This window comes from Methylocystis sp. (genome assembly GCF_051061225.1).
In the GTDB taxonomy this organism is placed as follows: Bacteria; Pseudomonadota; Alphaproteobacteria; order Rhizobiales; family Beijerinckiaceae; genus Methylocystis.
In genome coordinates, this window is sequence record NZ_JBPFEB010000093.1 from 93,797 (window position 1) to 116,240 (window position 22,444).

Sequence of the window (22,444 nt, forward strand, 5' to 3'; positions counted from 1 at the left end):
GCGATGCAGGAAGACCTGAAGCGTACCGCCGCCCCGCGCGTTTCCTTCGTTTCGCTGGGCTGCCCCAAGGCCCTCGTGGACAGCGAGCGCATCGTCACCAGATTGCGCGCCGAGGGCTATGAGCTGGCGCGCCACCACGCCGGCGCCGATGTCGTGGTCGTCAACACCTGCGGCTTTCTGGACAGCGCCAAGGCCGAGTCGCTCGCGGCCATCGGCGCGGCGCTCGCGGAAAACGGCAAGGTGATCGTCACCGGCTGCATGGGCGCGGAGCCGCAGCAGATCATCGACAAGTTCCCCGACGTTCTGGCGATCACCGGACCCCAACAATATGAGAGCGTCGTCGAGGCGGTCCACCGCGCCGCGGCGCCCGCGCATGATCCTTTCGTCGACCTCGTGCCCGAGCAGGGCGTGAAGCTCACGCCGCGTCATTACGCCTATCTCAAGATTTCCGAGGGCTGCGACAACAGCTGTTCCTTCTGCATCATCCCGCATCTGCGCGGCGGCCTCGTTTCGCGCCCGGCCGGCGACGTGCTGCGCGAGGCCGAGAAGCTCGTGCGCGCGGGGGTGAAGGAGCTGCTCGTCATCTCTCAGGACACCAGCGCCTATGGCCGCGACATCCGCTACGCGGAGAGCCTGTTCGGCGAACGCGCGGTGCGCGCCCGCTTCCTGGATCTGGCGAAGGAGCTTGGCGAACTCGGCGCCTGGGTGCGGCTCCATTACGTCTACCCCTATCCCCATGTCGACGAGGTCATCGCCCTCATGGCGGAAGACAAGGCGCTCCCCTATCTCGACATCCCCTTCCAGCACGCCGCGCCCAATGTGCTGAAGGCCATGAAGCGCCCCGCCAATGAGGAAAAGACGCTCAGCCGGATCAAGGCGTGGCGCGCCGCCTGCCCCGAGCTGACGCTGCGCTCGACCTTCATCGTCGGTTTCCCGGGCGAGACGGAAGAGGACTTCCAGATGCTGCTCGACTGGCTGGAGGAGGCCGAGATCGACCGCGCCGGCGCCTTCAAATATGAGCCGGTCGCCGGCGCGCCGGCCAATGATCTGGGCCTCGCCCCCGTGCCCGACGAAGTGAAGGAAAGCCGCTGGAAGCGCTTCATGGAGAAGCAGCAGGCCGTCAGCGCCCGGCTGATGAAGCGCAAGATCGGCAAGAGGCTTCAGGTCATCATCGACGAACCGGGCGGCGGCCCCTCGGGCGCGCTCGCCAAGGGCCGGACCAAGGCGGACGCGCCGGAAATCGACGGTTCTGCTTTCGTGGAGAGCCGCCGGCCGCTGCGGGCGGGCGACATTGTCTCGATCAAGGTCGAACGCGCGGACGCTTATGATGTGTATGGCGCGGCGGGCTGAGCCCAACAGGAAAAAGAAGGCGTGATGTCTCGTCTTTGCCCGACGCTTCCCGAAGCGGCGCTGGCGAACATGCATGTCCCTTTGGCGGATTGTGGCGCTTCCGCGCCGGCTCGGCCCCCTCTAACGTCACAATCGAAAGAGGAGAAACGCCATGGCGGAAAATCAGACCAATCACCGCGCGCCGCAGCGCCGCCCGGGAGAAGAACCGCAGTTCGTCTTCCCTGTGCCGAGAAACATGGTCTATGGCACGGTGGCGGTCGTCGTCGCTTCCCTGCTCGTGACCTTCTTCGTGCGCAACCCCTATACGCAGGCGGTGAGCGAGGGCAGCCTCTATTACGAGCGCGGCTTCGAGGCCAATATGGCGCTCTGGGTGGTGATCTTCATCGGACTCCCCGCGAGCTTCCTGGCCTACAAGCACTGGCTCGCGCCCATGCTGGAGCGCAGGGCGAAAGGCCAGCGTCGCTAGAGCCGATCCCTCCACGAGACCTCGCGGGGGACCAGCTGTCTATGGCGGAAGCTTGCGGCATGTCCCATATTAGGGACCGAGAAAAACGCCCGAGGGAGCCAATCATGTCCGATGAGCAGAAAAACCGCCAGCAGCCCCCGCAGAACCAGAAGCCGGGGCAGCCGGTCATGCTGATCCCCAAGAGCTTCATCTATATCGTCGGCGCGATTGTCGTCGGCTCCTTCCTGCTGACTCTCTTCGTGCGCAATCCTTACACGCAGTCGGTTCACGAGGGCGGCAGCTTCTATGAGAACAGCATCGACAACTCGGGCCTGATGTGGGTTGCGATCTTCATCGGCATTCCGGCAAGCTTCTGGGCCTACAAGCGCTGGATCCTGCCGCTGTTCGAGAAGAAATAATCAGCAAGCGCCCGCGCGCAGCGCCGTCGAGGACGCGGCGCTGCGCGGCCCGTGCAGATAGGCGAACGCCGGCGGCGCGGCGTCGCACAAGAGACGCGCCTCCCGCTCGTCGAGCCTGGCCCACGCAAATCGCTGGACGGCTTTGGCGCTCGCGGCGCGCAAGGCGGCGCCGGGCCGGTCGACGATGGCGATGGGCATGGCGCGCATGATCTCCTCCCAGTCGCGCCAGCGGTGGAACTGAAGCAGATTGTCGCCGCCCATGATCCAGACAAACCGGACGCCGAGGCAACGCGCGCGCAGATATTTCAGCGTGTCGGCGGTGTAGCGGGCGCCGATGCCCGCCTCAAGGCCCGTGACCACGATGCGAGGATCGCGCGCGAGTCGACGCGCCGCGTCCATGCGCGCCGCGAGCGGCGGCAGCCGGCGCGTATCCTTCAGCGGATTGCCGGGCGTGACGAGCCACCAGACCCGATCGAGCCCAAGCCGTGTCAGCGCAAGGCGGGAGGCGAGCAGATGGCCCTCGTGCGGCGGATTGAAGGAGCCGCCGAAGAGCCCGATGCGCATGCCCGGCGCATGGGGTGGGAGGCTGAGCCTGTACCTCACGCGCAGCCCTCCGAACGCCCTACCCTCTCACCTGCCCGTCGCCATGCACGCGATACTTGAACGACGTGAGTTGTTCGACCCCCACCGGCCCGCGCGCATGCATGCGCCCGGTGGCAATGCCGATCTCCGCGCCGAAACCGAACTCGCCGCCATCAGCGAATTGCGTCGAGGCGTTGTGCAGCACGATGGCGGAATCGACCTCGTTCATGAAGCGCCGCGCCACGGCCTCGTCATGGGTCAGGATGCAGTCCGTGTGATGCGACCCGTAGGTTTCGATATGGTCGATCGCGGCCTCGACGCCGTCGACCACGCGCGCGGCGATGATGGCGTCGAGATATTCGGCGCGCCAGTCCTCTTCGGTCGCGGGCTTCACCCGCGCGTCGGCGGCCTGGATCGCGGAGTCGCCGCGCACCTCGCAGCCCGCTTCAATCAGAGTGGCGACGAGCGGCGCGAGATGGGTGGCGGCGCAGGCCTTGTCGACCAGCAGCGTCTCGGCCGCGCCGCAGATGCCGGTGCGGCGCATCTTGGCGTTGAGCAGCACGCGTCTGGCCATTTCCAGGTCGGCGTCCTTGTGCACGAAGACATGCACGATCCCTTCGAGATGGGCGAAGACCGGCACGCGCGCTTCATGCTGCACGCGCGCCACGAGGCTCTTGCCGCCGCGCGGCACGATGACGTCGATATTGCCATCGAGCCCCGCCAGCATGGCGCCGACGGCCGCGCGGTCCGTGGTGTCGATGAGCGAGATCGCCGCCTCGGGCAGTCCGGCCGCCTTCAGGCCTTCGACCAGGCAGGCATGGATGGCGCGGGAGGAGCGCAGGCTCTCCGAGCCGCCCCGCAGGATGGCGGCGTTGCCGGCCTTGAGGCAGAGCGCGCCGGCGTCCGCCGTGACATTGGGCCGGCTTTCGTAAATGACGCCGATGACGCCGAGCGGCGTCGCCACGCGCTCGATGACGAGCCCGTTGGGGCGTTCGAATCGCGCCAGCACGCGCCCCACCGGATCGGTCAGATCGGCGATCTCTTCGATCCCCCTCGCGATCGCCTCGACACGGGCGGGGTCGAGCGTGAGACGGTCGATGAAGGAGCCGGCGGTTCCGCGGCCCCTGGCGTCCGCGACGTCGAGGGCGTTCGCGGCGAGAATTACGCCGCTCTGCCGGCGAATTTCGGCGGCGGCGACGCGCAGGGCCATGTTCTTGACCTCGGCCGGGGCAAGGGCGACCGCCCGCGCCGCCTTGCGCGCGGCGCGGCCCAGACCGGCGAGAACGTCTTCGAGGCTCGTGCTTTCGGTGGCAAGCGGCTGCGTCATTGTCCTGATCCGGCGAAGTAGGCCTCTCCGCTATCACGCCGGCGACAGTCGCGAAAGTCGCCGCGTCGCCCTTGCGGACCGGCCCGGGTCAGTCTATAGAACCGGCAACGCTCCCTTCGTCTAGCGGTCTAGGACGTCGCCCTCTCACGGCGAAAACAGGGGTTCGAGTCCCCTAGGGAGCGCCAAAGAAATCAAGCAATTGCAAGAGATACGCGCGCAAAACTGGCTGCCGTGCCCAACATTTGCCCGATAAGCGTTGCCGAACGCCAGCGGACCTCGAGGCCGCGTCAAGCCCCTCAGCACCTTCGCTAAATCCGCCCGCCGAGCCAACCGCCCTCCGTCCGCTGCCGGCTTCGATGCCGCCGAATACAGGGCTCGTTCCGCCCTCCCCTGAATGGGGAATCAATCGGGTTTAATCGGAGCCAGCCGGGAGCGTTACTGTGCCTCGCCAACGGCCAAAGCGGGCTTCACGTTTGGCCAAGACCTCTGAGGCCCCCGAGCTGGCTGACTCTAGGGCGCCCTTCCCGTTGCGGTCAGGCCTGTGGTTCTCGCCGTATCGGATGCAAACGACAAATTGTCGCTCACGCCTCCCCGCCCGAGAGCGTTATTCGTCCCGGCCGCCTGCGCCACACCCGCCGCCGTCTCCGGATGCAACTTTGCGGGGACGAAAGGAGCCCTAAACAGGGACGTTTGTGAGAGGCTGATTTGCTCGCGGAGCCCGGCGCACGGCATGGCTTCCGTGACGCCAGTTCTCGATGGTCGATATCAGACGAAGATTTCGACCTCGCCATTCGCAAGGCGATAGATTCCCCCCACGACCTTGACGCGGTTCTCATTGACGGCTGCGCTCAGCAGCGGCGTCGCCGTCTTGAGTGCTTGCACGCCCAGACGGACATTCTCTTTCGTGGCGTTCTCAAGCTCGTCGCCCGAATGGTTCGCAACAGCTTTCACAGCAGGCGCTAACGCTGTCACGAGATAGGGCAGATGGCCAGGAAGCGTTGTTTTGTCTGCAATCGAAGAAATCGCAGACTTCACCGCGCCGCAGCTATCGTGGCCGAGCACTAGCACGAGTGGTGTTTTCAGCACTTCCACAGCAAATTCGAAACTCGCGATATTCTCTGGACTGACGAAGTTGCCGGCGACGCGACAAACGAATAGATCGCCGCGAGAACTGTCGAAGGCATATTCGGGCGCAATGCGAGAGTCGGCGCAGCTTAGGATTCCGGCGTAAGGATTCTGCCCGCCTATGAGCGCCTCGCGTTCAGCGACGAAATCATGCCGCCGAGCAATACCATTCTGGTAGCGTTTGTTGCCCTCCATCAAACGCGCGAGAGCGGCGTCCGGAGTTATTACGTTTTCTGGCCTCGGCGGCGGCGCTTCCGACTTTGATTCCGCTTTGCGCGCCTTTCGAGCTTTGGCATTTGCCTGCCCGGCCGCTGTCAGCGATCCGGCCACCGCCGCGCCGAACATGAAGTCCCGGCGAGCCAAACTCTTCATGTGCGAGATGTAAGGGTTTCCACATAGCTGACACATTAACAAATCTCCCTAAGCGATCGTGGGGTGTTTGGCTTTCGTTGGCTCGGCCGCCTCCGCCGATGCGGCGTGATTCCCTCGGGCAATCCTCCGGCGGTGGCGAGCCCGGGCCGCGCAAACGCCTGCGCTTCCTATCATCAATATGAGTTTCCTGGAGCATGGTATCCCCTGCGTTCGTTGCCGGAAGTTGGCGAACGCCAAAGTCGACGCTGCGCCTCGCTCATGGTCTTGTGGCCAAGAATGGCCATGATTTCTTTTGCTGAGCATCCCGCTTCCGCGAGTCGCCTTCCAGCGGCCTTACGAAGGCCATGGGGCTGGTCGTCTGCTGGATCCCCCGGAGGGTCCGTAGCGTCGTATCCGCGAATGTCATGCGGTGGGCGTCTTGGCGACTCGCAATGTCGGGCGAACTGAAAGCGCGGGCGGCATCGCCACATTACCGGACAATTTCCGTCTTTCGATGCAGAGGGGGCGGAGTGAAGTTATGCGTTTCACGATCCAATCGTTTGTTGCGCTCGTCCGCCGAGAGGCGATTTTTGCCATTTCCGAAATCAGCAAAGGAGCCATGATCGTCGGCGTCGGCGATATGGCGACTGCCGACCAGGTCGGCGAAGCAATCGTCGGCGCATGGCCAGTGATAGCCTTTATCGGCGGACTCCTCTTCCCTGTCGCCGGCCCGAGCTAACCGCTGCGCGGCTTGGTCCGCGCCGCTGGAGACGGCCCGCCCGCATCCTGTCAACGCAGACGAGCCATCCCGCGCGGGACCGCCGGTGCGCAGCCATCGCGCTCAGCCAGGATATCCGATGCATGTTTCGCAGCTGTGTCTCGACGGGGACGAAACGGCAACGCCCCAGCATCCGGCCACGACTAAGTCGATTCACAATTAGGGAGGAGAAAGCTGTGGCGTGAGCGCAGGGGGTGCGCTTGGCTTTGCTGAACCGCGAGCGCTTTGCCATACATTGGAGCACGATCGCCAATCCGCCCAACTCTGGCCCTGCGCCACCTGCAGGCTCATCGGCCCCGCGCAAACCGCTTTGGAGAGGCGCCGCGCGCCGCTATCTCCGATCCTTGCGAGCAAGCCTAGCCAAAACGTTGCCCATGTTGTCTATTTCCGTCTTGGAGAAAAGGGAGGGCGCTGTGGCGACTTTTGAGAAATTACTCGACGGGAGCATTTTTGCCGAGCTCTTTCGTCGTATTTGTTGGGTATCCGCAATGGCCGTCGTGAGTGCGAGCTTCGCAGCCCTCATCGCGGGCGACTCCGTCGCCGCGCCGTACCAATGGCAATATCGTCTTCCGTTCCCGACAGCATCCACGCCCTACGATGGGGCCAGACAAGAAGTTTGGAATGCTGCCCAAAACTGTTTCAACCACGCAACCAAAGACAACGTCAATAAATGGCAGTTGCCGACGTCAATCTGTTATGTGCCGAAGTTCGCGTTTGAGGCCGGAGCAAAGGATTATAAAAACCGCCTGATCCTTTATTGGGACAAGGATAAAAAGCAAGTCCTTCTCGTGCCGGTTGATTACATCTCGGGCGTAGAAGCAAACCAGTTTTATGGCGGGAATGTCCTGTTGCCTGATTATTGGTCTCAAGCGATTGACGCCCTCGATTCGATGCTGAAAAGCAACCCCTACAAAGCTCCGAGCGGAGGCGGTTACGGAATTGCCATGAATTCGGCAAATTTTCGCACACGCGACCAGCTCCATCTCCATATTTGCACAGTTGATAAGGAGGTGATTGAAGCAATCACCGCCAAAAACCCCGGCGAGGCTTTCATCAACATCCCAGTCAAAAATGGTCACGCCTGGTGGGCGAGAAAATTCACAAAAACCGACGACGTCTGGGCCAGAACCTTTCTGAGTAGCACAGAGCCAGCCAGCACGGTGGATAAGGCGAATGTCTCGATAGCTGTCATCGAAGATACAAAGAGCAACTATTGGCTGCTTTATAACCAAATGGGAAAGCCCGTCGGCGAGAAGGGAACGGGCGCTGAGACGCTGCTTCAAAGCGGGTGCAACAACGCCGGGGAACCGAAATAAGTTTGTGGGGTTCTCCTGGTCGGTGTGGTGGAGCGAGGCCCTTACAGACACGTGGCGCTCTTGCTTCGGCTAAGAGCCCGACGTCACGCGAGAAGCCCGGCAGCAATGCCGGGCTTTTTGCTTGGTGCGCCTCCGGCGTCCGGTGTTACACTCGGCAAATGCGACCCCAGAGGTTGGAAGCATGGCGCTCAAGCGGATGGACAATGTCGGAATCGTCGTCGAAGACCTCGGCGGGGCCATCGACTTCTTTCGCGAACTCGGCCTTGAGCTCGAAGGGCGGACCACGATTGAAGGAGAATGGGCCGGGCGTGTCACTGGACTTGCCGATCAGCGCGTCGAAATTGCCATGATGCGCACACCGGACGGCCACGCCAGGCTCGAGCTTTCCCGCTTCCTGACCCCGCCAGTCATCGCGGATCACCGGAACGCCCCGGTCAACGCGCTGGGCTACCTCCGCATCATGTTCGCGGTGGACGACATCGACGAGACGCTTGAAAGGCTCCGGAAGCGGGGCGCGCAGCTCGTCGGCGAAGTCGTCCAGTATAAAGACGCGTATCGGCTCTGCTACATACGTGGGCCTGAAGGGCTTCTCATCGGACTTGCTCAAGAACTCAACTGAGAGCAAGAAGGAGAGAATGTTGAGGGCGCGGCCCGTGGCGTGCTAACCTGATTATAGCCGGCATAGGAGAGGAAGCATGTCTGTATCTTGGCAATGATGGCCGCTGGAACAGACCTTCATTTGATGGGCGCCGACGCCACGAGTCACGTCACAGGCCGTCCTTCGACGAAACAAATTCGAACGGCCTGTTCGCTGCTACGATTGCCTCATTGCGAATAAAAGCACGTCGTGAAAACATCCAAGCCATTGGCGGGATCACATGAACAACACTATCGATTCAAGGCTTCTCGCAGCCGCCTTCAGCTTTCTTTTGGTCGTGCAAGGGCCGGTTTGCGCGAAAGACGCTCAACAAGGTGTAAAGCTCTATAAAACCTTCTGCGCCTCCTGCCACGGAGAAGACGCAAAAGGGAAGGGCCCAGTCGCCTCGCAGCTTACTGTAGCCCCAGCGGATCTGACCCAGCTCGCCAAGAAAAATGGCGGCGCCTTTCCCCAGGATGCCGTTGCCGAGAAGATCGACGGCAGGCAAGAGGTTGCAGCACATGGTTCGCGTGACATGCCTGTCTGGGGCCGGAGGTTTGCGCCGTTAAAAGGGAGAGGGTTCATTTCTGGCGACTCTTTTCCCTGGGAAGACGGGCCGACCTCGGAGCGAGACGTTTCGAGCGACAAGCTGAGTCTTGTCCGTTATCTCCGAACATTGCAGGAGAAATGAATCTGCGACAGTCGCAGGGAGGGTGGAATCCAACTCTCTTGAAATCATGGACTTGCGCTGCATCCCCGCCAAATCGTTTCAGGCTGCTCGGGCAATAGGCGACGATAAAAGCTTGCCCTGCCCCTGAACGACTGATGTTGCTTTCTGGCAACCGTCAGAAACAATTGTCGTCTTTCCGCGCCGACAGGGGTTCTCGCATTAGCAAATCCACGCGCCCGGCCTTAACCTGCGCGCGTGTTTTGACAGTAGACGCCCCGGAGCATGAGCTGGCTTTCCAAACGCCTGGATTTCGGCCTGACGGCCCTGCTCTTGATCACAGCGGGCGGCGCGCCGGCCTCTGCCGAGGAGACGGTTCACGACGCCATCGCGCGGCTGAATGACGCCGTGGTGGGACCAACGGCTCCCCCGAGCTTCACTTGGGCCGGCGCATATTTCGGCGTCAGTCTGGGGGCCGGCGTCCCTCTTCATCGCCGCGAACATCTGCAAGCCGCGACGGGATGGAACGCGCCGCTGCGTGATCTCGCGCCGCCGAGCGTGGAAAGAAATGGAATCACCACTGGCGTGCAGGTGGGATACAACTGGCAGGCGGGCCGTTTCGTTTACGGCATCGAGACCGATCTGAATTTCCTCGACGGCAGGGGCGGAAGCAGCGGACTGTTCCTGGCGCCTTCCTCCTACCTGCCGCTCATGGTCTCCGCCTATTCGCTCTCCTGCAGCGACAGCGCCAGATTTTTCGGCAGTCTGCGCGCCCGCTTCGGCGTCGCCCATGACAGCAGTCTGCTTTATGTGACGGCTGGCCTGGCGACCGGCGGCACGCGCGGTCCGGCGATGCTTGTGTTGCTGCCCGGCGGGCTTGGCGATCCTTATTTTGCGCGCGACTCGGACTCGTCGCGGTCGAAATATGTCTTCGGCGTGGGGATCGAGCGCGCGCTTGGCGGCGGCGTTTCAGCGCGCTTTGAATATCTGTTTCTCAATCAGACCTTGAACAGCCAGTTCTTCCTGGACGCTTCCAATAATCTGTTCGTTTCCCGCACGCGCAACGAAAACCACATCTTGCGCTTCGGGCTCAATTATTCTCTTGGCGCCGAGAACGCCTACACGGACTGGAGCCAGCCCAACGCCGTCCCAAATCCCGATGAAGAACTCTACAGCGTTCACGGGCTGGAGACCAACGTCGTGCAGGGCTATCCCGCGTTCCGGGCCAAATACAGCGGGCAGAACAGCCTGCAGGCGGCGGGTGAAGTGCGTGGCGGCGTCACCACCGACGTGTTTCTGGGAACGCGTCTGTGGAAGGGCGCGGGTCTCTACGTCAATCCGGAACTGAACTATGGTTACGGCGTCGCCGATGGCGTTGGCGCGGGAAGCTATCCGAACGCCGCTTACACCAGAGGCGATTCCGGCGCGCCCTATCTGCGCTTCCAGCGCTATTTCCTTCGTCAGAATATTGGACTCGGCGGAGATCAGGAGTCGAACGCGGCGGAGCGGGGCGTCGTCAGCGAGCAGCTCGAGTCCTCTGAAAGCCAGCTGTCGCGCACCGTCGACGTCAACCGGCTGATCCTCACGGTCGGCAAATATTCGGTAGGCGACATTTTCGACGCCAATCTCTACGCGCATGATCCGACGCGCGACTTCCTGAATTACGCCCTCAACTCCATGGGAACCTTCGACTACGCCTCGGACGCCTGGGGCTACAGCTACGGGGCGACGGCGGAGTGGAAGCAAGACTGGTGGTCGCTGCGGACCGGCGTCTTTCAACTCCCCAGCTCCGCCGGCGGCTTCAATCTCGAAGGCGCATTCTGCCGTCAATGCATGGTCGTCGGCGAAGCCGAGGCGCGCTACGACCTTCTCGGACAGCCGGGCGTGCTGAAAATCCTCGGTTACAATAACATGGGCTATATTGCGAAGATTCAGGAGATCAACGCGCTTGCTTTCGCAACCGGCTCCTTTCCGCCGGACGTGAGCGATGTGCGTCGCAAACGCTCGAAAGCCGGGCTGAGCTTGAGTCTCGCTCAGCAAATTCTCCCCGGCGTCGGCTTCTTCCTGCGCGCGGGTCTGATGGATGGCCGCTATGAAACCATCTCCTACGCCGACGTCGACCGCACCATCGCTGGCGGTTTCGTCTTCTCGGGCGAGCTGTGGAGCCGGCCGAACGACGAGATCGGCCTTGCGGCGGCGATTGGCGGACTCACGAAGGACCGACAAATTTACTTCGCGCTTGGGGGAATGAGCATCGACATTGGCGACGGCGCCCTCACTTATGGAAGTGAGAAAAATCTGGAAGCCTTTTATCGCTGGAACGTGGCGGATTGGCTGGAGGCGACCGCCGATTATCAGTTGATTGTGAATCCCGCCTATAATCAGGACCGGGGTCCCGTCAATCTCTTTGCCTTGCGCACCCGCGCCAAATTCTAGGATATTCGGGCGTCTGGGCTGCTTTCATAATCTCTGGATTTCTTTATAATAATGGCCACGAAAGCGCGAGGGGGCAGGCGACGTGATGAAAGCATCTCTGACAGGGATGGAAGGCGATGGCTTCTACAATCGCCACTCGTCCTTGCAGGCGGCCGCCATTCAGAAAGTCCTTCCCTTGTGGCGCAAGGTGGTCGACTCCACGCCGACGCCCGGTCCAGATGTGAGGCTGGTGGATTACGGATCGTCCCAGGGCCATAATTCCATGGCGCCCGTTTCGATCGCGATCGAAACCCTGCGCGGCAGAGTGGATGCGCCGGCCTCCATGGAAGTTGTTCACACGGATTTGCCCGGCAATGATTTCACATCGCTGTTCCGGGCGGTGCTGGAGAATGAGAACAGCTATTTGCGACTGGCGCCGGATGTCTTTCCCAGCGCCATCGGCCGCTCTTACTTTGAACAGATCCTGCCGGACGAGAGCGTCGATCTCGGCTGGAATTCCTGGACTCTGCAATGGATGAGCCGCAACCCTGCCGAGGACCCGGACTTCCTCTACGGATATATGAGCCCCTCTCCTGCCGTGCGCGCCGCCGTCGCGCGCCAGCTCGATGAGGATTGGCGAAACTTTCTCGGGCTGAGGGCGCGCGAGCTGAAGCGTAACGGCAGACTGTTTTGCCTGTTCAGCTCCAAAGCGCATACCGGCAGCGGGTGGGAATGGATTGTCGAGGCGGCCTGGTCCTGCGTGCTGGAGATGCGCCGGCAAGGGAAATTGTCAAGCGACGAGACGCTGAAACTCAATCTGCCTCTCGGCCCGCGCGATCTCGACGATATCGAGCGCCCGTTCAGGGAAGGCGGCGGCGCCTTTGCGGGACTGACGCTCGAACACGCCGAGATCGTTTCCAGTCTGGACCCTTTCTGGATCGACTATCAGAAGACCGGCGACGCGAAGCAATTTGGCCTCGGCTGGAAGAACTTCATGAAGGCCGTTTTCGCGCCCGTCATCAAGGCTGCGATCGATCCTCGCAAGGACGCGGCGTCGCTGTGCGACGAGCTTCTCGACCGCTTCGCGGAGAGGGTTTCGCTTTCACCGCGCGACACGCAGCATTATGTGGCCGTGGCCGTCGTCAGGAAGGGCGCGGCGTCTTAGCGACGTTCACTCGCTGGCTCAACTGGCCGCATGATTTTCGCGTCGCGATCAGTCCGTCCTTGGAGACGCGCAGGTCGCCCGAGAATGGCGCGCCGAACAGCAGCGCGAGGTAGAGACTCATTGAGATGATGAGGGTGACGAGCCCTGTCATGAAAAGATGAATCGGTCCGCTGTCGATGGTGAAAAAGAACGTAAACACGATGGTGATAGCCGCGCCGCCCAGCAGAACGACCCATTCCGGGGTCGGGAGGCCGTAGTTCGAGAGCTTCACGCGATCGCGGCGCTTCTCCCAGAGCGTCATCGTCTCGGCCGATAATGTGGGAAACAGGGCTTTCTGGTTCTCCGTCTGGGGCTCGATGACGAGAATCTCTCTCACGAGATCAACCAGCGCCTGGCGCGCCTCCATGCTCGCGCCATTCCTGGCCATCATCTGCCATTCGACGTCGATCACCTGATCGAGATACCGCTTGACGAGAGTCTGAATTCTCGCGTCGCTTTTCGGGAACTGCTTCGCGATCGCGCTGACGGCGAGCGCCGACTTCCCCTCCAGTTCGACCGTCTTTTCCGCATCCTGGAATTTCCCCAGCGCGTCGAAAACGACGAGGCCCAGGAGGACGGCGTAGAGGGCGCCGACGATCGAGAGGTAATAGCCGCCGACCTCGTGGCACTGCTTGATCGTCTCCGCCCCAAGAAGCCGCTTGACCAGAAACTGGCAGGTCATCGCGCCAGCCACAGCCAGCATGATGGCCGGAATGCCATAGACAAAATGGTCAAGAGGGAAATCGAACATGCGGGAGTCCTGCTTCTGGAGCCTTCATACAAACTGCAAAATGCGTGTTCTGGCTAGTCGGGGCGCGCCGGAGCGTCCGCCTTTAACTTGGCGTTAGGCGGAGGGGGAGGTAATCGGATGTCAAGGAGACCGGGCGGGCCGCGCCCGGATTGCGCAAGACGACAAACAGCCATACACAGGAGGCATATGCTCAGCCGGATCGCCGGAGGTCGCATGGCGCGAACGACAGCCTGTTCAATGGGATTTCTGCTGGCCGGCGCCCTTTCTTGCGCGGGAACGGGCGCTTTGGCGCAGATCAGCGTCAAGCCGGACGCCCTGAAGCATTATTCCTATTGCATCAGCCACGCGAAGGACCGCAGCAATGTCTTTTTGCTCGACCGCGGCACCCTTTACAGGTGCGGAGACGATATTGCTGTGGCCTATTTCAATTATCTCGGCCGCCAGCGGGCGCCGGAGAAACGGGCGGTCGAAGCAGAAGGCGTTTTCATTTATCGGATGATCGCGGGCGTCGGCAAATGCTGGAACAAGATCGAGGACGCCGAAGGCAATCCGACCTCGATCTATGGCTGCGACGTCTACGTCGAGCTTTGAGCGACGCGGACCGGGCCGTCATTTGCCTGGCGCCGGATGCGTCTAATATCGGGGCAGAACGAGGAAGAGAACATGCTGCACAGGAATTTGGAGCAAAACGCGACGGCTTCGGCGGTCCGCCGGACCCGGCAAGCGCGCAGGAAGGGGCGGCGCGCTGGCTTCACGCTTGTCGAAATGCTGGTCGTGCTGGCGATCATCGGCTCCATTGTCGGCCTCGTCGGCCCGCGCGTGCTCAACTACCTGTCGGAATCGAAAGTGAAGACCGCGCAGATCCAGATGGAAAATCTCGCCAGCGCGCTCGATCTTTTCTATCTCGACGCGGGACGTTACCCCTCGACGGAAGAGGGCCTGTCGGCGCTCGTGCAGCGCCCCGCGGGCGTCTCCTCCTGGAGCGGCCCCTATCTGAAATCCGCGGGCGTTCCGAAAGACCCGTGGGGTCACGCCTATCTCTACCGCGCGCCGGGACAGAGCGGGCCTTATGACGTCGGCTCGATGGGGCCGGAGGGTCGCGAGGGCTCCGCCGGCGCGCTGTCCCGCGCCGCGAAAGAGAAGTGATCCACAGACCCGGATTGCGCCCGCGCGTTGAACGAAAGCGCGCGGGCTTTGCCCTGCTGGCGGTCATTTGGGGCACGGGGCTGATCGCGATGCTGGTCGTCGCCTTCATGACCAACGGTCGCCTGCGCCTGCAATTCGCCCAGAACATCGCGCGCGCCACCGAAGCGGCCTATCTCGCCGAAAGCGCGATCCATCTCGCAACCCTTCCACTTTTGACCCAGCGTGACGCCATGGCGGGTCCGGGAGTCGACGCCGTCTCGAATGGCGCGCCGAAGTTCTGCGTGCTCGATCGCGCCGCCGTCGCGCTCGCCGTCGAGGAGGAAAGCGGCAAGATCGACATCAACGCCGCCACCCCCGAACTGATGAGCGCGGCCATGGTCGGCCTCGGCCTCAATGAAAGCAGGGCCCGTCAAGTCGCCGAGGCCATCATCGCCTGGCGGACTCCCGCGATTGGCGGCTTCGGGCAGATCAAACCGACCGGCGACAAGCCTCTCGAACCGAAGCAGGCCCTGTTCGAAACGCCCCTTGAGCTCGATCAGGTGAGCGGGATCGACCCGGATCTGTTTCGCGCCCTCCTGCCCTTCGTGACCGTCTATTCCAGGACGTCGGGCGTCGATCCGCGCGCCGCTCCGCCCGGCCTGTTCGCGGCGCTCTCCGGCTTGCCCGTCGAGGACGTGCGGGCGCTCACCGCCGCGCCTTACCCCAACCAGTTGAACCGCACGGACCCGCGCTTTCCGGCGAGCTTCAATCAGGCGGGCGATCGCTCCGCCTTTCTGATTCACGCAGAGGTGCTGCTGGCGAGCGGCCAGACTGCGGCCAGGGACGCCATCCTCGACCTGCGGCCGCCGAGCGGCAAGCAATTCGCCTTCCGGGAGATGCGGCGGGGTCAGTCGAAATATGTCGAACGCCTCCGCGCGATCATCGCCAGCAATGGCGCCGGCGTGCCCGACTGCTGAATCCATCCCGCGTCGAGAAAGCGGCCCGCCATCGACGGGAGCGCCTCCCGGCTCCCCGGCCATGTGCATAAAGGCCTAGCGCGTTTCCTTGTCCGCCCGCCACGGAGACTTCGACCATGGATCGAGCAGGGTCCGCCGCGTCGATTGCTCGATGTCGTGCGGGCGGCCATAGGCGCGCGACGAAATGTCGAGCAGCTTGCGCTTGTATTCCTCGGTGATCTCGCGGCCCTCGCTCAGCGAGCGCACGACATGCGGCGTGATCATGATGATCAGCTCCTGCTTGTCGATGGCGTTGGTCTTGTCCTTGAAGAGGCTGCCGACGATTGGAACGTCGCCGGCGACGGGGACCTGCTGGGCCGCATTGCCGGTCTGGTTTTTCACCAGACCGCCGAGCATCAGCGACTCGCTGTCGTTGACCACCACCTGCGTCCTGACCCGGCGCTGCTGGATTCTCGGCGTCGTGCTGTTCGGATCGTTGGTGGGGTCGACGTTGGAGACTTCCTGTTCGATCTCCAGCATCACCCGGCCGCTCTCGCTGATATGCGGCGTGAGCTTCAGAATGACGCCCGTATTGGTGTAGTTCACCGAGTTGAACGTGTTGCCGATCGCCGAGACGCTGGTGAGGGTCTGCACCGGAATCTGGTCGCCCACCTGGAGGACGGCCTCCCGATTGTCTAGAACCGTCAGCGACGGCGTCGAGATGATGTTGACCTCCGAAATGCCGTTCAGCGCCGTGAGCGTCACCTGCTGGTTGAAGGTGCGGTAGGCGTAGGCGAAGCCGGGGAAAGCCGCGGCGACGCTCGCGCCGAGCAGATTGTTGCCGAGCGTGTCGTTCAGCGCCGGCGTGCCGCCCGGGGTGTTGGTGAAGCCGAACAGATTGGGATGCGTCTGCATGAACCAGCGCACGCCAAAGCGCAGCGTGTCGTTGAGGCGCACTTCCGCGATCGTCGCTTCCAGATAGATCTGGTTCGGCAACACATCGAGAGTCTCGATGACCTGCCGGATGCGCCGATAGTCCTCCGGCGTGGCCATGACGATCAGAGCGTTTTTGGCGTCGTCGACGCCGATCTTGTAACGGTCGTTGTCGAGGCTGACCGCCGGCGTCGGGCCCGGAGCCAGGCCGTTTTGCCCGCCGCCGGGGACGCTCAGTCCGGAGACGCTGCTCGGCGATCCCGTGGAGCCGCCAAAGCCGCCGCCAAAGCCGCCGCCGCCGCCCCCGCCGCCAAGTCCGCCGCCGCCGCCAACTCCGCCGCCGCTCGGCGCGCCGGAGCTCGCCGCCGCGCCATTCGCGCCGCCGCCGGTCGGCCCAGACGCCGACAAGGCTCCCAGCGGACTTGAAGACCCGCCGCTGCCGCCGCCGAACATCCCGCCGCCGCCCGAGGACATGGACGACTGGCCGAAGCGGGGGGCGACGCTGGAGTCCCCTCCCCCCTTGGAGCCGAAGATGGAGGTGAGAACCGTCATCAGCTCCTTGGCCGGCCGGTTCTGGACGCGATAGGTGAAGAACTGCTTCTCGCTGTGCTCGGCGCGCGCGTCCAGCTTCTCGATCCAGGCGCGGGCGCGGGCGATATATTGCGGCTGCGACGAAATCACGAGAATCGAAGACAGGCGCTTGTTCCCGATGAAGCGGATCATGCCGCCCATCGGACCCTCCTTGTCCGAGCCGAAGACATTCTTGAGGTCTTCGGCGAGAAGGTCGGCGTCGCTGCTGCGCACCGGAACCATCGCGAAAGACATGCCCTTCATCGTGTCGATGTCGAACATGTTGATCGCGTCCATCAGCGTGGTGAGGTCCTGCGCCGAACCGCTGAGCGTCAGCGTGTTGCGCGCGTCGTCGGCGCGCACGATGGACCCGCGCTCGGCGATGGGCTCGAGCACGCGCTTCATTTCCGAAGCCGAAACATAGCGGAGCTGCACGACGCGGGCCGTGTCTCCGAGCGGCGTCGCCTCGGGCGGCAGGGCGTCGCCCGTGATCACCTCGCCGGACACCGCCGCCTGATCGCTGGGAACGACCTTGTAAATATTGCCGGATTTCACCACCGACGCGCCGGAAACGCGCAAGGCGGATTGAAACAGCTCCAAAGCCGTGCTCTTGCGCACCGGACTGGCCGTGTGAACCGTCACCTTGCCGTCGAGCTTGGGGTCGACCACGTAATCGGCGCCCATGATGTCGCCGATCACGATCTTTGCGGCCTGCGGGATCGGAAGATTGACGAGGTTCAGCGTCACCCCGTCGTCGCCAACCGGCTCGGGAGCGGGGCGCGGCCTGCCGGGCCCGACAAACTTGCCGGTGCCCGTGGCGACAACGGCTTTCCCCGCCGTTCTGGGCGGCAGGACGCCGCCCGACGATCCGCCAGACCCGCTCCGCGGATCATGGGGAACGGGCGCGACATTCCACTCCGCGATGGGCGGTCCGCCCGACACGGACGACGCATTGCACGAGGCAAGAGCGACGACGGCCAACGCCAGGGCAGAAGCTCGAAAGGCAAGACGCAAGACAAAAACCCGTGGGTTGATCGAAGGTCTGTACTGGCTGTGGGGAACGACTTAACATGTCTACAAAAGCTTTGCCACGCATGACAACTCGCGTTGATTCGCCACTCTAGCTTGACTGTCTTCATTTGCAACAGCCATGCTGAAGCCATTCACTTGAGCGAGGCTTGTTGACGCCGGCCGTCTCGCCGTTGACGGCGGGCGGCCAACCGTTCCAACTTTCGCGCCTGACCATGAAACCCGAGTGAAAGGCTTGTCCTTGAGCCAGAAGCCTGTTCCTGGCCTTTGGCCCTTGTCGCTCCCTCCGGCCTGCGCGCGCCGGCGCCGCGCCCTCGGCCCCCTCGCCTGCGACATTATGCGCGGGCGCGGCGACGGCCGTCCCCTGACGGCGGCGGCATGGCTCGCCTTGCTTCTGCTCTGCAAAATCTCTGTGGAAAGCGCAGGTTCCCCACTCATGCTGGCGTCGAGCATGGGACTGCTTGTGGGCCTGTTCGCGATGTCGCTGTTCGACGCGCGCTACTTCGTGATCCCTGACGGACCGCTGCTTTTTCTGCTGGCGGCCGGCTTCGGGACCTGCGTCGCCCTGACGCCCGAGGACTCCGGCGCGCGACTCGCGGCCGCGGTCCTGGGTTTCGCGGCGCTGCGGAGCGTGGCCTACGGCTACGAAGCGCTGCGGGGCGCGCCGGGCGTCGGAGAGGGAGACGCCCGGCTGTTCGCGGTTGCCGGCATCTGGGTCGGCTTCGCGGGCCTGCCGAGCTGCCTGATTTATGCAGTCTTTTCCGCGCTCGTGGCGGCCGTGATCGCCCTGCGGCAGGGCTCGCTCGAAAGCGCGCGCGCCCCCCTGCCCTTCGGCCCGCATCTGGCTTTCGGCCTCTGGCTGTGCTGGACGGCAGGGCCGATCGAGTTTGGATGATCGGCCAGCGGCCCCCTCAGCCCCCTTCCGCCTCCGCGGCCAGCTCCAGCCATTGCTCTTCCGCGACGCCCAGCGCCCTGACCAGTTCCTCGCGCTGCGCCGCAAGTCTGGCGGCCTCCTGCGGATTTCGCGCAAAGGCGTCGGGCGCGGCAAGCGCCTCGTCGACGCGCGCCAGGAGCTGGGTGAACTTCTCCACCTTCTCCTCGGCGGCCGCGAGCTTGCGCCGGAGGAAGCCGGCGTCCCGCCGTCTCGGCGCCTCCCGCCCCGCCTCGGCCGCTTCCACGGCGGGCGCCGCCCGTCGCGGCTCCTCGCCTCTCGTCTTCGAGAGCACCAGCCGCGCATATTCGTCCATGTCGCCGTCGAAGGGCTTCACCGTGCCCCCGTCGACGAGCCACAGCCGGTCGGCGCAAGCCTCGAGCAGATAGCGATCGTGCGACACGAGCACCACCGCCCCCTCATATTCGTTGATCGCCTCGATCAGCGCGGCGCGGCTGTCGATGTCGAGCTGGTTCGTCGGTTCGTCGAGAATCAGAAGATGCGGCGCGCCGAAGGCGGTGACGCCGAGCAGCAGCCGCGCCTTCTCGCCGCCGGAGAGATGGGCGACCCTGGTGTCGGCCCGCGCGCCGGAAAAACCGGTCTGGGCCGCCCGCGCCCGCACCCGCGCCTCCGGCGCGTCCGGCATCAGCCGCGAGAAGACGAGGTAGGGCGTATCCTGCTCATTGAGGTCGTCCACCTGATGCTGGGCGAAAAACCCGGCCTCCAGCCTGGCGGCGCGCACCATCCGGCCGTCCATGGGCGAAAGCCGCCCGCCGAGCAATTTGGCGAAGGTCGATTTGCCATTGCCATTGGCGCCCAGCAGGCCGATGCGGTCGTCATTGGAAATGGACAGCGTGAGCCGCGACAGCACCGCCCGCTCGCCATAGCCGACCGACGCCCGCTCCAGGGCGATGATGGGCGGCGACAACGGCTTCTCCGGCGAGGGGAGATGGATCGGCAGCACGCTGTCATCGACGATGGCGGCGGCGGGCTCCATTTTCTCCAGCATCTTGAGGCGCGACTGGGCCTGCCGCGCCTTGGTGGCCTTGGCGCGGAAACGGTCGACGAAGGCCTGGAGATGCTGGCGCTTCTCCTCCTGCTTCCTGGCGCCCTTGGCGGCGAGCAGTTGCGCCTCCCGCCGCTGTTTCTCGAAGGAGGAATAATCTCCCTTGTAGAGCGTCAACCTGCCGCGTTCGAGATGCAGGATATGAGTCGCCACGTCGTCCAGAAGATCGCGATCGTGACTGATCACGAGCACGCTCGCGGGGTAGCGGGTGAGATAATCCACCAGCCAGAGCGTGCCTTCGAGATCCAGATAGTTGGTGGGCTCGTCGAGCAGCAGCAGGTCGGGCTGCGAAAACAGAACCGCCGCGAGCGCCACGCGCATCCGCCAGCCGCCCGAGAACTCCGACAGGGGCCGCTGCTGGGCCCCGCTGTCGAAGCCAAGGCCATGGAGAATGGCGGCGGCGCGGGCGGGGGCCGAATGGGCGTCGATATCGGCCAGCCGCGTCTGAATCTCGGCGATGTCATGGGCGTCATGCGCGGTCTCGGCGCGGTCGAGCAACTCCGCGCGCTCCACATCGGCTGCGAGAACGAAGTCGATGAGACGCGTCGGCCCGCCGGGCGCCTCCTGCTCCACGCGGCCAAGCCTCGTGCGGGCGGGCAGCGCGATATTGCCCGACTCGGGCGCGATCTCCCCGGCAATGAGACGGAAGAGCGTGGTCTTGCCGGCGCCGTTGCGGCCGACGAAGCCCGCGCGGCAGCGGCCCGGGAGAAAGACGCCGGCATGGTCGAAAATCAGCCGATCGCCGAGTCGGTAGGTGAGATCATTGATGGTGAGCATGGCCGCATGCCCAGTAACAGGCCCGGCGCGCCGTCGCTAGGCGCTTTTTCCCCACCGCGCGGCCCCCAGCCGCCCTGTCAGCCCCGCGTCAGGCCCGAGGGGTGAAATGGCATCCCAATTGCTTGAGCAAGGCAAAGGAGGAGGGAGCCCAGGGCGTGTCAACCGCAACGGAAGGGAAGACGTCATGCACCCCGATATGGAAGCCTATTTGTGGATCACGGTGAAGGCGTTCGGCTGCGCGCTGGCGGGAATCTACGCGACGCGCATCGGGCTCTACGTCTATGAGGCGATGATTTGGGGCGCTTGAGCTCCCTCCCTGGCGGCGCGGCGGTGTTTTCTGGACAATGCATCCGATGAGACTTGTCTTGTCCGCCGCGCGCCTCTATACAGCCCCTCGCTGCGCCGCTTCGACCGGCGCCAGCCCCGCGCCCATCGTCTAGAGGCCTAGGACGTCGCCCTTTCACGGCGAAAACAGGGGTTCGAATCCCCTTGGGCGCGCCATCCCTTCCACATTCTCCCTGATTTTCGACGCCATTCGATTCCGAGGCAGTCTCTCTTACTGGCCGACTACGGAAGCGCGGATGTTCAGCTTTGCGCCCTCACATTCGGCGTACCGAGCGCTTTTCTGGTAGTCTTTTAAATACAACGACCGCGGGAAACTCGTTCTCCCGGCCAAGCTGACCGAAGGAGGGCATGGCGCCTTCGCCTTTCAACGAACACTGCCGGCATCATGAAAAACAAACTCATCAGACACTCTGACCTTATCCGCCTCCGACACATGCTTCCTGCCCGAAACTCGACTGAGCCCTAGCGACTCTTTGGCAATCGAAACGCTCGCGTAAACTTTACGCTTCCGCAGGCGGACCAACTTGCATTTCGAGACGACCGGTCATATAAAAGAGCCCATGAGCCGACGTGACATCAAAGAAGTTCGGGAGAAACTTTTGGACGAAGGGGTCCTGCTGCTGATGGAGCAGGGCTACCACGGGACCGGGCTGCAGGAGATCGTGACGAAAGTCGGCGTCCCGAAAGGGTCTTTTTACAACTACTTCCCGAGCAAGGAGGATTTCAGCGCCGCTGTTGTCCGCCATTATATCGAGCCCTTCATCCGCCAGCTGGACGCGCATCTGGGCGCAAAGGGCGTCCCCGCAGACGCGGCCCTGGCGGCCTATTTCGACGAGCTCATCTCCGAGACGGAAAGCAGGGATTTCAAGGGCGGCTGCCTCCTCGGCAATCTGATCGGCGAAATCGGCGACACCAGCGATCTCTGCCAGGCCTCCTTGCGTAACGCCATTCATCGTTATCGAGAGAAACTGCGCGAAGGCTTCGCGCGCGGTCAGCGCGAGGGGAGTTTCCGCACGGATATCGACGCGAAGGACATGGCCGACTTCCTCGTCAATGTCTGGCAGGGCGCCCTGCTGCGCATGAAGATCGAACGCTCGGTCCAGCCCCTGACCCAAGTCTGTGACATGGTGCTCAAAGGCTATTTCAAGCCCTGATTTTTTCCGCCAATCGAGACGACCGGTCATATAACCTGAGAGCTGACTCTGGAGGCGAAATGAAAAAATTTGTCGTCAAACGTGGCATCCCCGGCGCGGGGCGGCTGTCGGCGTCGGACCTCAAGGCCGTCTCGCAGTCGTCTCGGCGGCGTTCCTGCCCACCGCATCAGCAAGGTCAGGGCGATCGTTGA

Annotated in this window: 22 protein-coding genes and 2 tRNA genes; 17 read left to right on the plus strand and 7 right to left on the minus strand. The window is 63.3% G+C overall.

Going from position 1 to position 22,444, the window contains the following annotated elements; all coding sequences use genetic code 11:
• Nucleotides 1–3: 3 nt before the first annotated feature.
• The 3 genes from rimO to ACR652_RS16150 all read left to right on the plus strand — a co-directional run bounded on the left by rimO (nucleotide 4) and on the right by ACR652_RS16150 (nucleotide 2,214).
• On the plus strand, nucleotides 4–1,350 hold the full coding sequence (rimO, locus tag ACR652_RS16140) for a 30S ribosomal protein S12 methylthiotransferase RimO (protein ID WP_434507501.1): 1,347 nt from the start codon (nucleotides 4–6) through the stop codon (nucleotides 1,348–1,350).
• A 151-nt stretch (nucleotides 1,351–1,501) separates the two neighbouring features.
• Entirely contained in the window at nucleotides 1,502–1,816 is a 315-nt protein-coding gene (locus ACR652_RS16145; protein ID WP_434507502.1) for a hypothetical protein, read from the plus strand.
• A 104-nt stretch (nucleotides 1,817–1,920) separates the two neighbouring features.
• Entirely contained in the window at nucleotides 1,921–2,214 is a 294-nt protein-coding gene (locus tag ACR652_RS16150) for a hypothetical protein (RefSeq protein ID WP_434507503.1), read from the plus strand.
• On the opposite strand, the gene ACR652_RS16155 is transcribed toward ACR652_RS16150, so the two are convergent.
• Together ACR652_RS16155 and ACR652_RS16160 are read right to left on the minus strand one after the other, a co-directional pair.
• Nucleotides 2,215–2,778 (minus strand): nicotinate-nucleotide adenylyltransferase, encoded by a 564-nt coding sequence (locus ACR652_RS16155; RefSeq protein ID WP_434507555.1) that lies wholly within the window; start codon nucleotides 2,776–2,778, stop codon nucleotides 2,215–2,217.
• A 58-nt stretch (nucleotides 2,779–2,836) separates the two neighbouring features.
• Complete coding sequence (locus ACR652_RS16160; RefSeq protein ID WP_434507504.1) at nucleotides 2,837–4,123, minus strand: glutamate-5-semialdehyde dehydrogenase; 1,287 nt, start codon at nucleotides 4,121–4,123, stop codon at nucleotides 2,837–2,839.
• A 109-nt stretch (nucleotides 4,124–4,232) separates the two neighbouring features.
• On the opposite strand from ACR652_RS16160, the gene ACR652_RS16165 reads away from it, so the two are divergent.
• Nucleotides 4,233–4,308 (plus strand) — tRNA-Glu (locus ACR652_RS16165).
• Between the two features lie 580 nt (nucleotides 4,309–4,888).
• Here ACR652_RS16165 and ACR652_RS16170 read toward each other — a convergent pair.
• On the minus strand, nucleotides 4,889–5,656 hold the full coding sequence (locus ACR652_RS16170; RefSeq protein ID WP_434507505.1) for a carbonic anhydrase: 768 nt from the start codon (nucleotides 5,654–5,656) through the stop codon (nucleotides 4,889–4,891).
• Nucleotides 5,657–5,793: 137 nt separating this feature from the next.
• Complete coding sequence (locus tag ACR652_RS16175; protein ID WP_434507506.1) at nucleotides 5,794–6,090, minus strand: tyrosine-type recombinase/integrase; 297 nt, start codon at nucleotides 6,088–6,090, stop codon at nucleotides 5,794–5,796.
• 47 nt (nucleotides 6,091–6,137) lie between these two features.
• Between ACR652_RS16175 and ACR652_RS16180 the strand changes: the two genes are divergently transcribed.
• The 6 genes from ACR652_RS16180 (at nucleotide 6,138) to ACR652_RS16205 (ending at nucleotide 12,577) form a co-directional block, all read left to right on the plus strand.
• A complete protein-coding gene (locus tag ACR652_RS16180; RefSeq protein ID WP_434507507.1) occupies nucleotides 6,138–6,338 on the plus strand; it encodes a hypothetical protein in 201 nt (66 codons plus the stop codon).
• A gap of 239 nt (nucleotides 6,339–6,577) precedes the next feature.
• Nucleotides 6,578–7,693, plus strand: a complete 1,116-nt coding sequence (locus tag ACR652_RS16185) for a CDP-diacylglycerol diphosphatase (protein ID WP_434507508.1) — start codon at nucleotides 6,578–6,580, stop codon at nucleotides 7,691–7,693.
• A gap of 181 nt (nucleotides 7,694–7,874) precedes the next feature.
• Nucleotides 7,875–8,312, plus strand: coding sequence for a VOC family protein (locus ACR652_RS16190; RefSeq protein WP_434507509.1), 438 nt, complete (start codon nucleotides 7,875–7,877; stop codon nucleotides 8,310–8,312).
• Between the two features lie 259 nt (nucleotides 8,313–8,571).
• On the plus strand, nucleotides 8,572–9,021 hold the full coding sequence (locus ACR652_RS16195; RefSeq protein WP_434507510.1) for a c-type cytochrome: 450 nt from the start codon (nucleotides 8,572–8,574) through the stop codon (nucleotides 9,019–9,021).
• Between the two features lie 261 nt (nucleotides 9,022–9,282).
• A complete protein-coding gene (locus ACR652_RS16200) occupies nucleotides 9,283–11,433 on the plus strand; it encodes a carbohydrate porin (protein WP_434507511.1) in 2,151 nt (716 codons plus the stop codon).
• An 85-nt stretch (nucleotides 11,434–11,518) separates the two neighbouring features.
• Entirely contained in the window at nucleotides 11,519–12,577 is a 1,059-nt protein-coding gene (locus ACR652_RS16205; RefSeq protein WP_434507512.1) for an SAM-dependent methyltransferase, read from the plus strand.
• Here the strand turns inward: ACR652_RS16205 and ACR652_RS16210 are convergent.
• The gene (locus ACR652_RS16210; RefSeq protein ID WP_434507513.1) at nucleotides 12,555–13,367 is read right to left on the minus strand and encodes a hypothetical protein; all 813 of its coding nucleotides are present in this window, start codon (nucleotides 13,365–13,367) and stop codon (nucleotides 12,555–12,557) included. The genes ACR652_RS16205 and ACR652_RS16210 overlap by 23 nt on opposite strands.
• Nucleotides 13,368–13,580: 213 nt before the next feature.
• On the opposite strand from ACR652_RS16210, the gene ACR652_RS16215 reads away from it, so the two are divergent.
• The 3 genes from ACR652_RS16215 (at nucleotide 13,581) to ACR652_RS16225 (ending at nucleotide 15,469) form a co-directional block, all read left to right on the plus strand.
• Nucleotides 13,581–13,958, plus strand: a complete 378-nt coding sequence (locus ACR652_RS16215; RefSeq protein ID WP_434507514.1) for a hypothetical protein — start codon at nucleotides 13,581–13,583, stop codon at nucleotides 13,956–13,958.
• Nucleotides 13,959–14,030: 72 nt separating this feature from the next.
• Nucleotides 14,031–14,513 (plus strand): type II secretion system major pseudopilin GspG, encoded by a 483-nt coding sequence (gspG, locus tag ACR652_RS16220; RefSeq protein ID WP_434507515.1) that lies wholly within the window; start codon nucleotides 14,031–14,033, stop codon nucleotides 14,511–14,513.
• The gene (locus ACR652_RS16225) at nucleotides 14,510–15,469 is read left to right on the plus strand and encodes a general secretion pathway protein GspK (RefSeq protein ID WP_434507516.1); all 960 of its coding nucleotides are present in this window, start codon (nucleotides 14,510–14,512) and stop codon (nucleotides 15,467–15,469) included. The genes gspG and ACR652_RS16225 overlap by 4 nt, the downstream gene beginning before the upstream one ends.
• A gap of 75 nt (nucleotides 15,470–15,544) precedes the next feature.
• Here ACR652_RS16225 and gspD read toward each other — a convergent pair whose 3' ends face one another.
• Nucleotides 15,545–17,893 (minus strand): type II secretion system secretin GspD, encoded by a 2,349-nt coding sequence (gspD, locus tag ACR652_RS16230; RefSeq protein ID WP_434507517.1) that lies wholly within the window; start codon nucleotides 17,891–17,893, stop codon nucleotides 15,545–15,547.
• A gap of 538 nt (nucleotides 17,894–18,431) precedes the next feature.
• Between gspD and ACR652_RS16235 the strand changes: the two genes are divergently transcribed.
• The gene (locus ACR652_RS16235) at nucleotides 18,432–18,875 is read left to right on the plus strand and encodes a prepilin peptidase (RefSeq protein WP_434507518.1); all 444 of its coding nucleotides are present in this window, start codon (nucleotides 18,432–18,434) and stop codon (nucleotides 18,873–18,875) included.
• A 16-nt stretch (nucleotides 18,876–18,891) separates the two neighbouring features.
• Here the strand turns inward: ACR652_RS16235 and ACR652_RS16240 are convergent, their stop codons facing one another.
• Nucleotides 18,892–20,754 (minus strand): ABC-F family ATP-binding cassette domain-containing protein, encoded by a 1,863-nt coding sequence (locus ACR652_RS16240; RefSeq protein WP_434507519.1) that lies wholly within the window; start codon nucleotides 20,752–20,754, stop codon nucleotides 18,892–18,894.
• Between the two features lie 184 nt (nucleotides 20,755–20,938).
• On the opposite strand from ACR652_RS16240, the gene ACR652_RS16245 reads away from it, so the two are divergent.
• From ACR652_RS16245 to ACR652_RS16255, 3 genes are all read left to right on the plus strand, one after another.
• On the plus strand, nucleotides 20,939–21,061 hold the full coding sequence (locus tag ACR652_RS16245; RefSeq protein WP_434507520.1) for a hypothetical protein: 123 nt from the start codon (nucleotides 20,939–20,941) through the stop codon (nucleotides 21,059–21,061).
• 118 nt (nucleotides 21,062–21,179) lie between these two features.
• Nucleotides 21,180–21,255, plus strand: a tRNA-Glu gene (locus ACR652_RS16250).
• A 443-nt stretch (nucleotides 21,256–21,698) separates the two neighbouring features.
• Nucleotides 21,699–22,253, plus strand: coding sequence for a TetR family transcriptional regulator C-terminal domain-containing protein (locus ACR652_RS16255; RefSeq protein WP_434507521.1), 555 nt, complete (start codon nucleotides 21,699–21,701; stop codon nucleotides 22,251–22,253).
• Nucleotides 22,254–22,444: the final 191 nt, after the last annotated feature.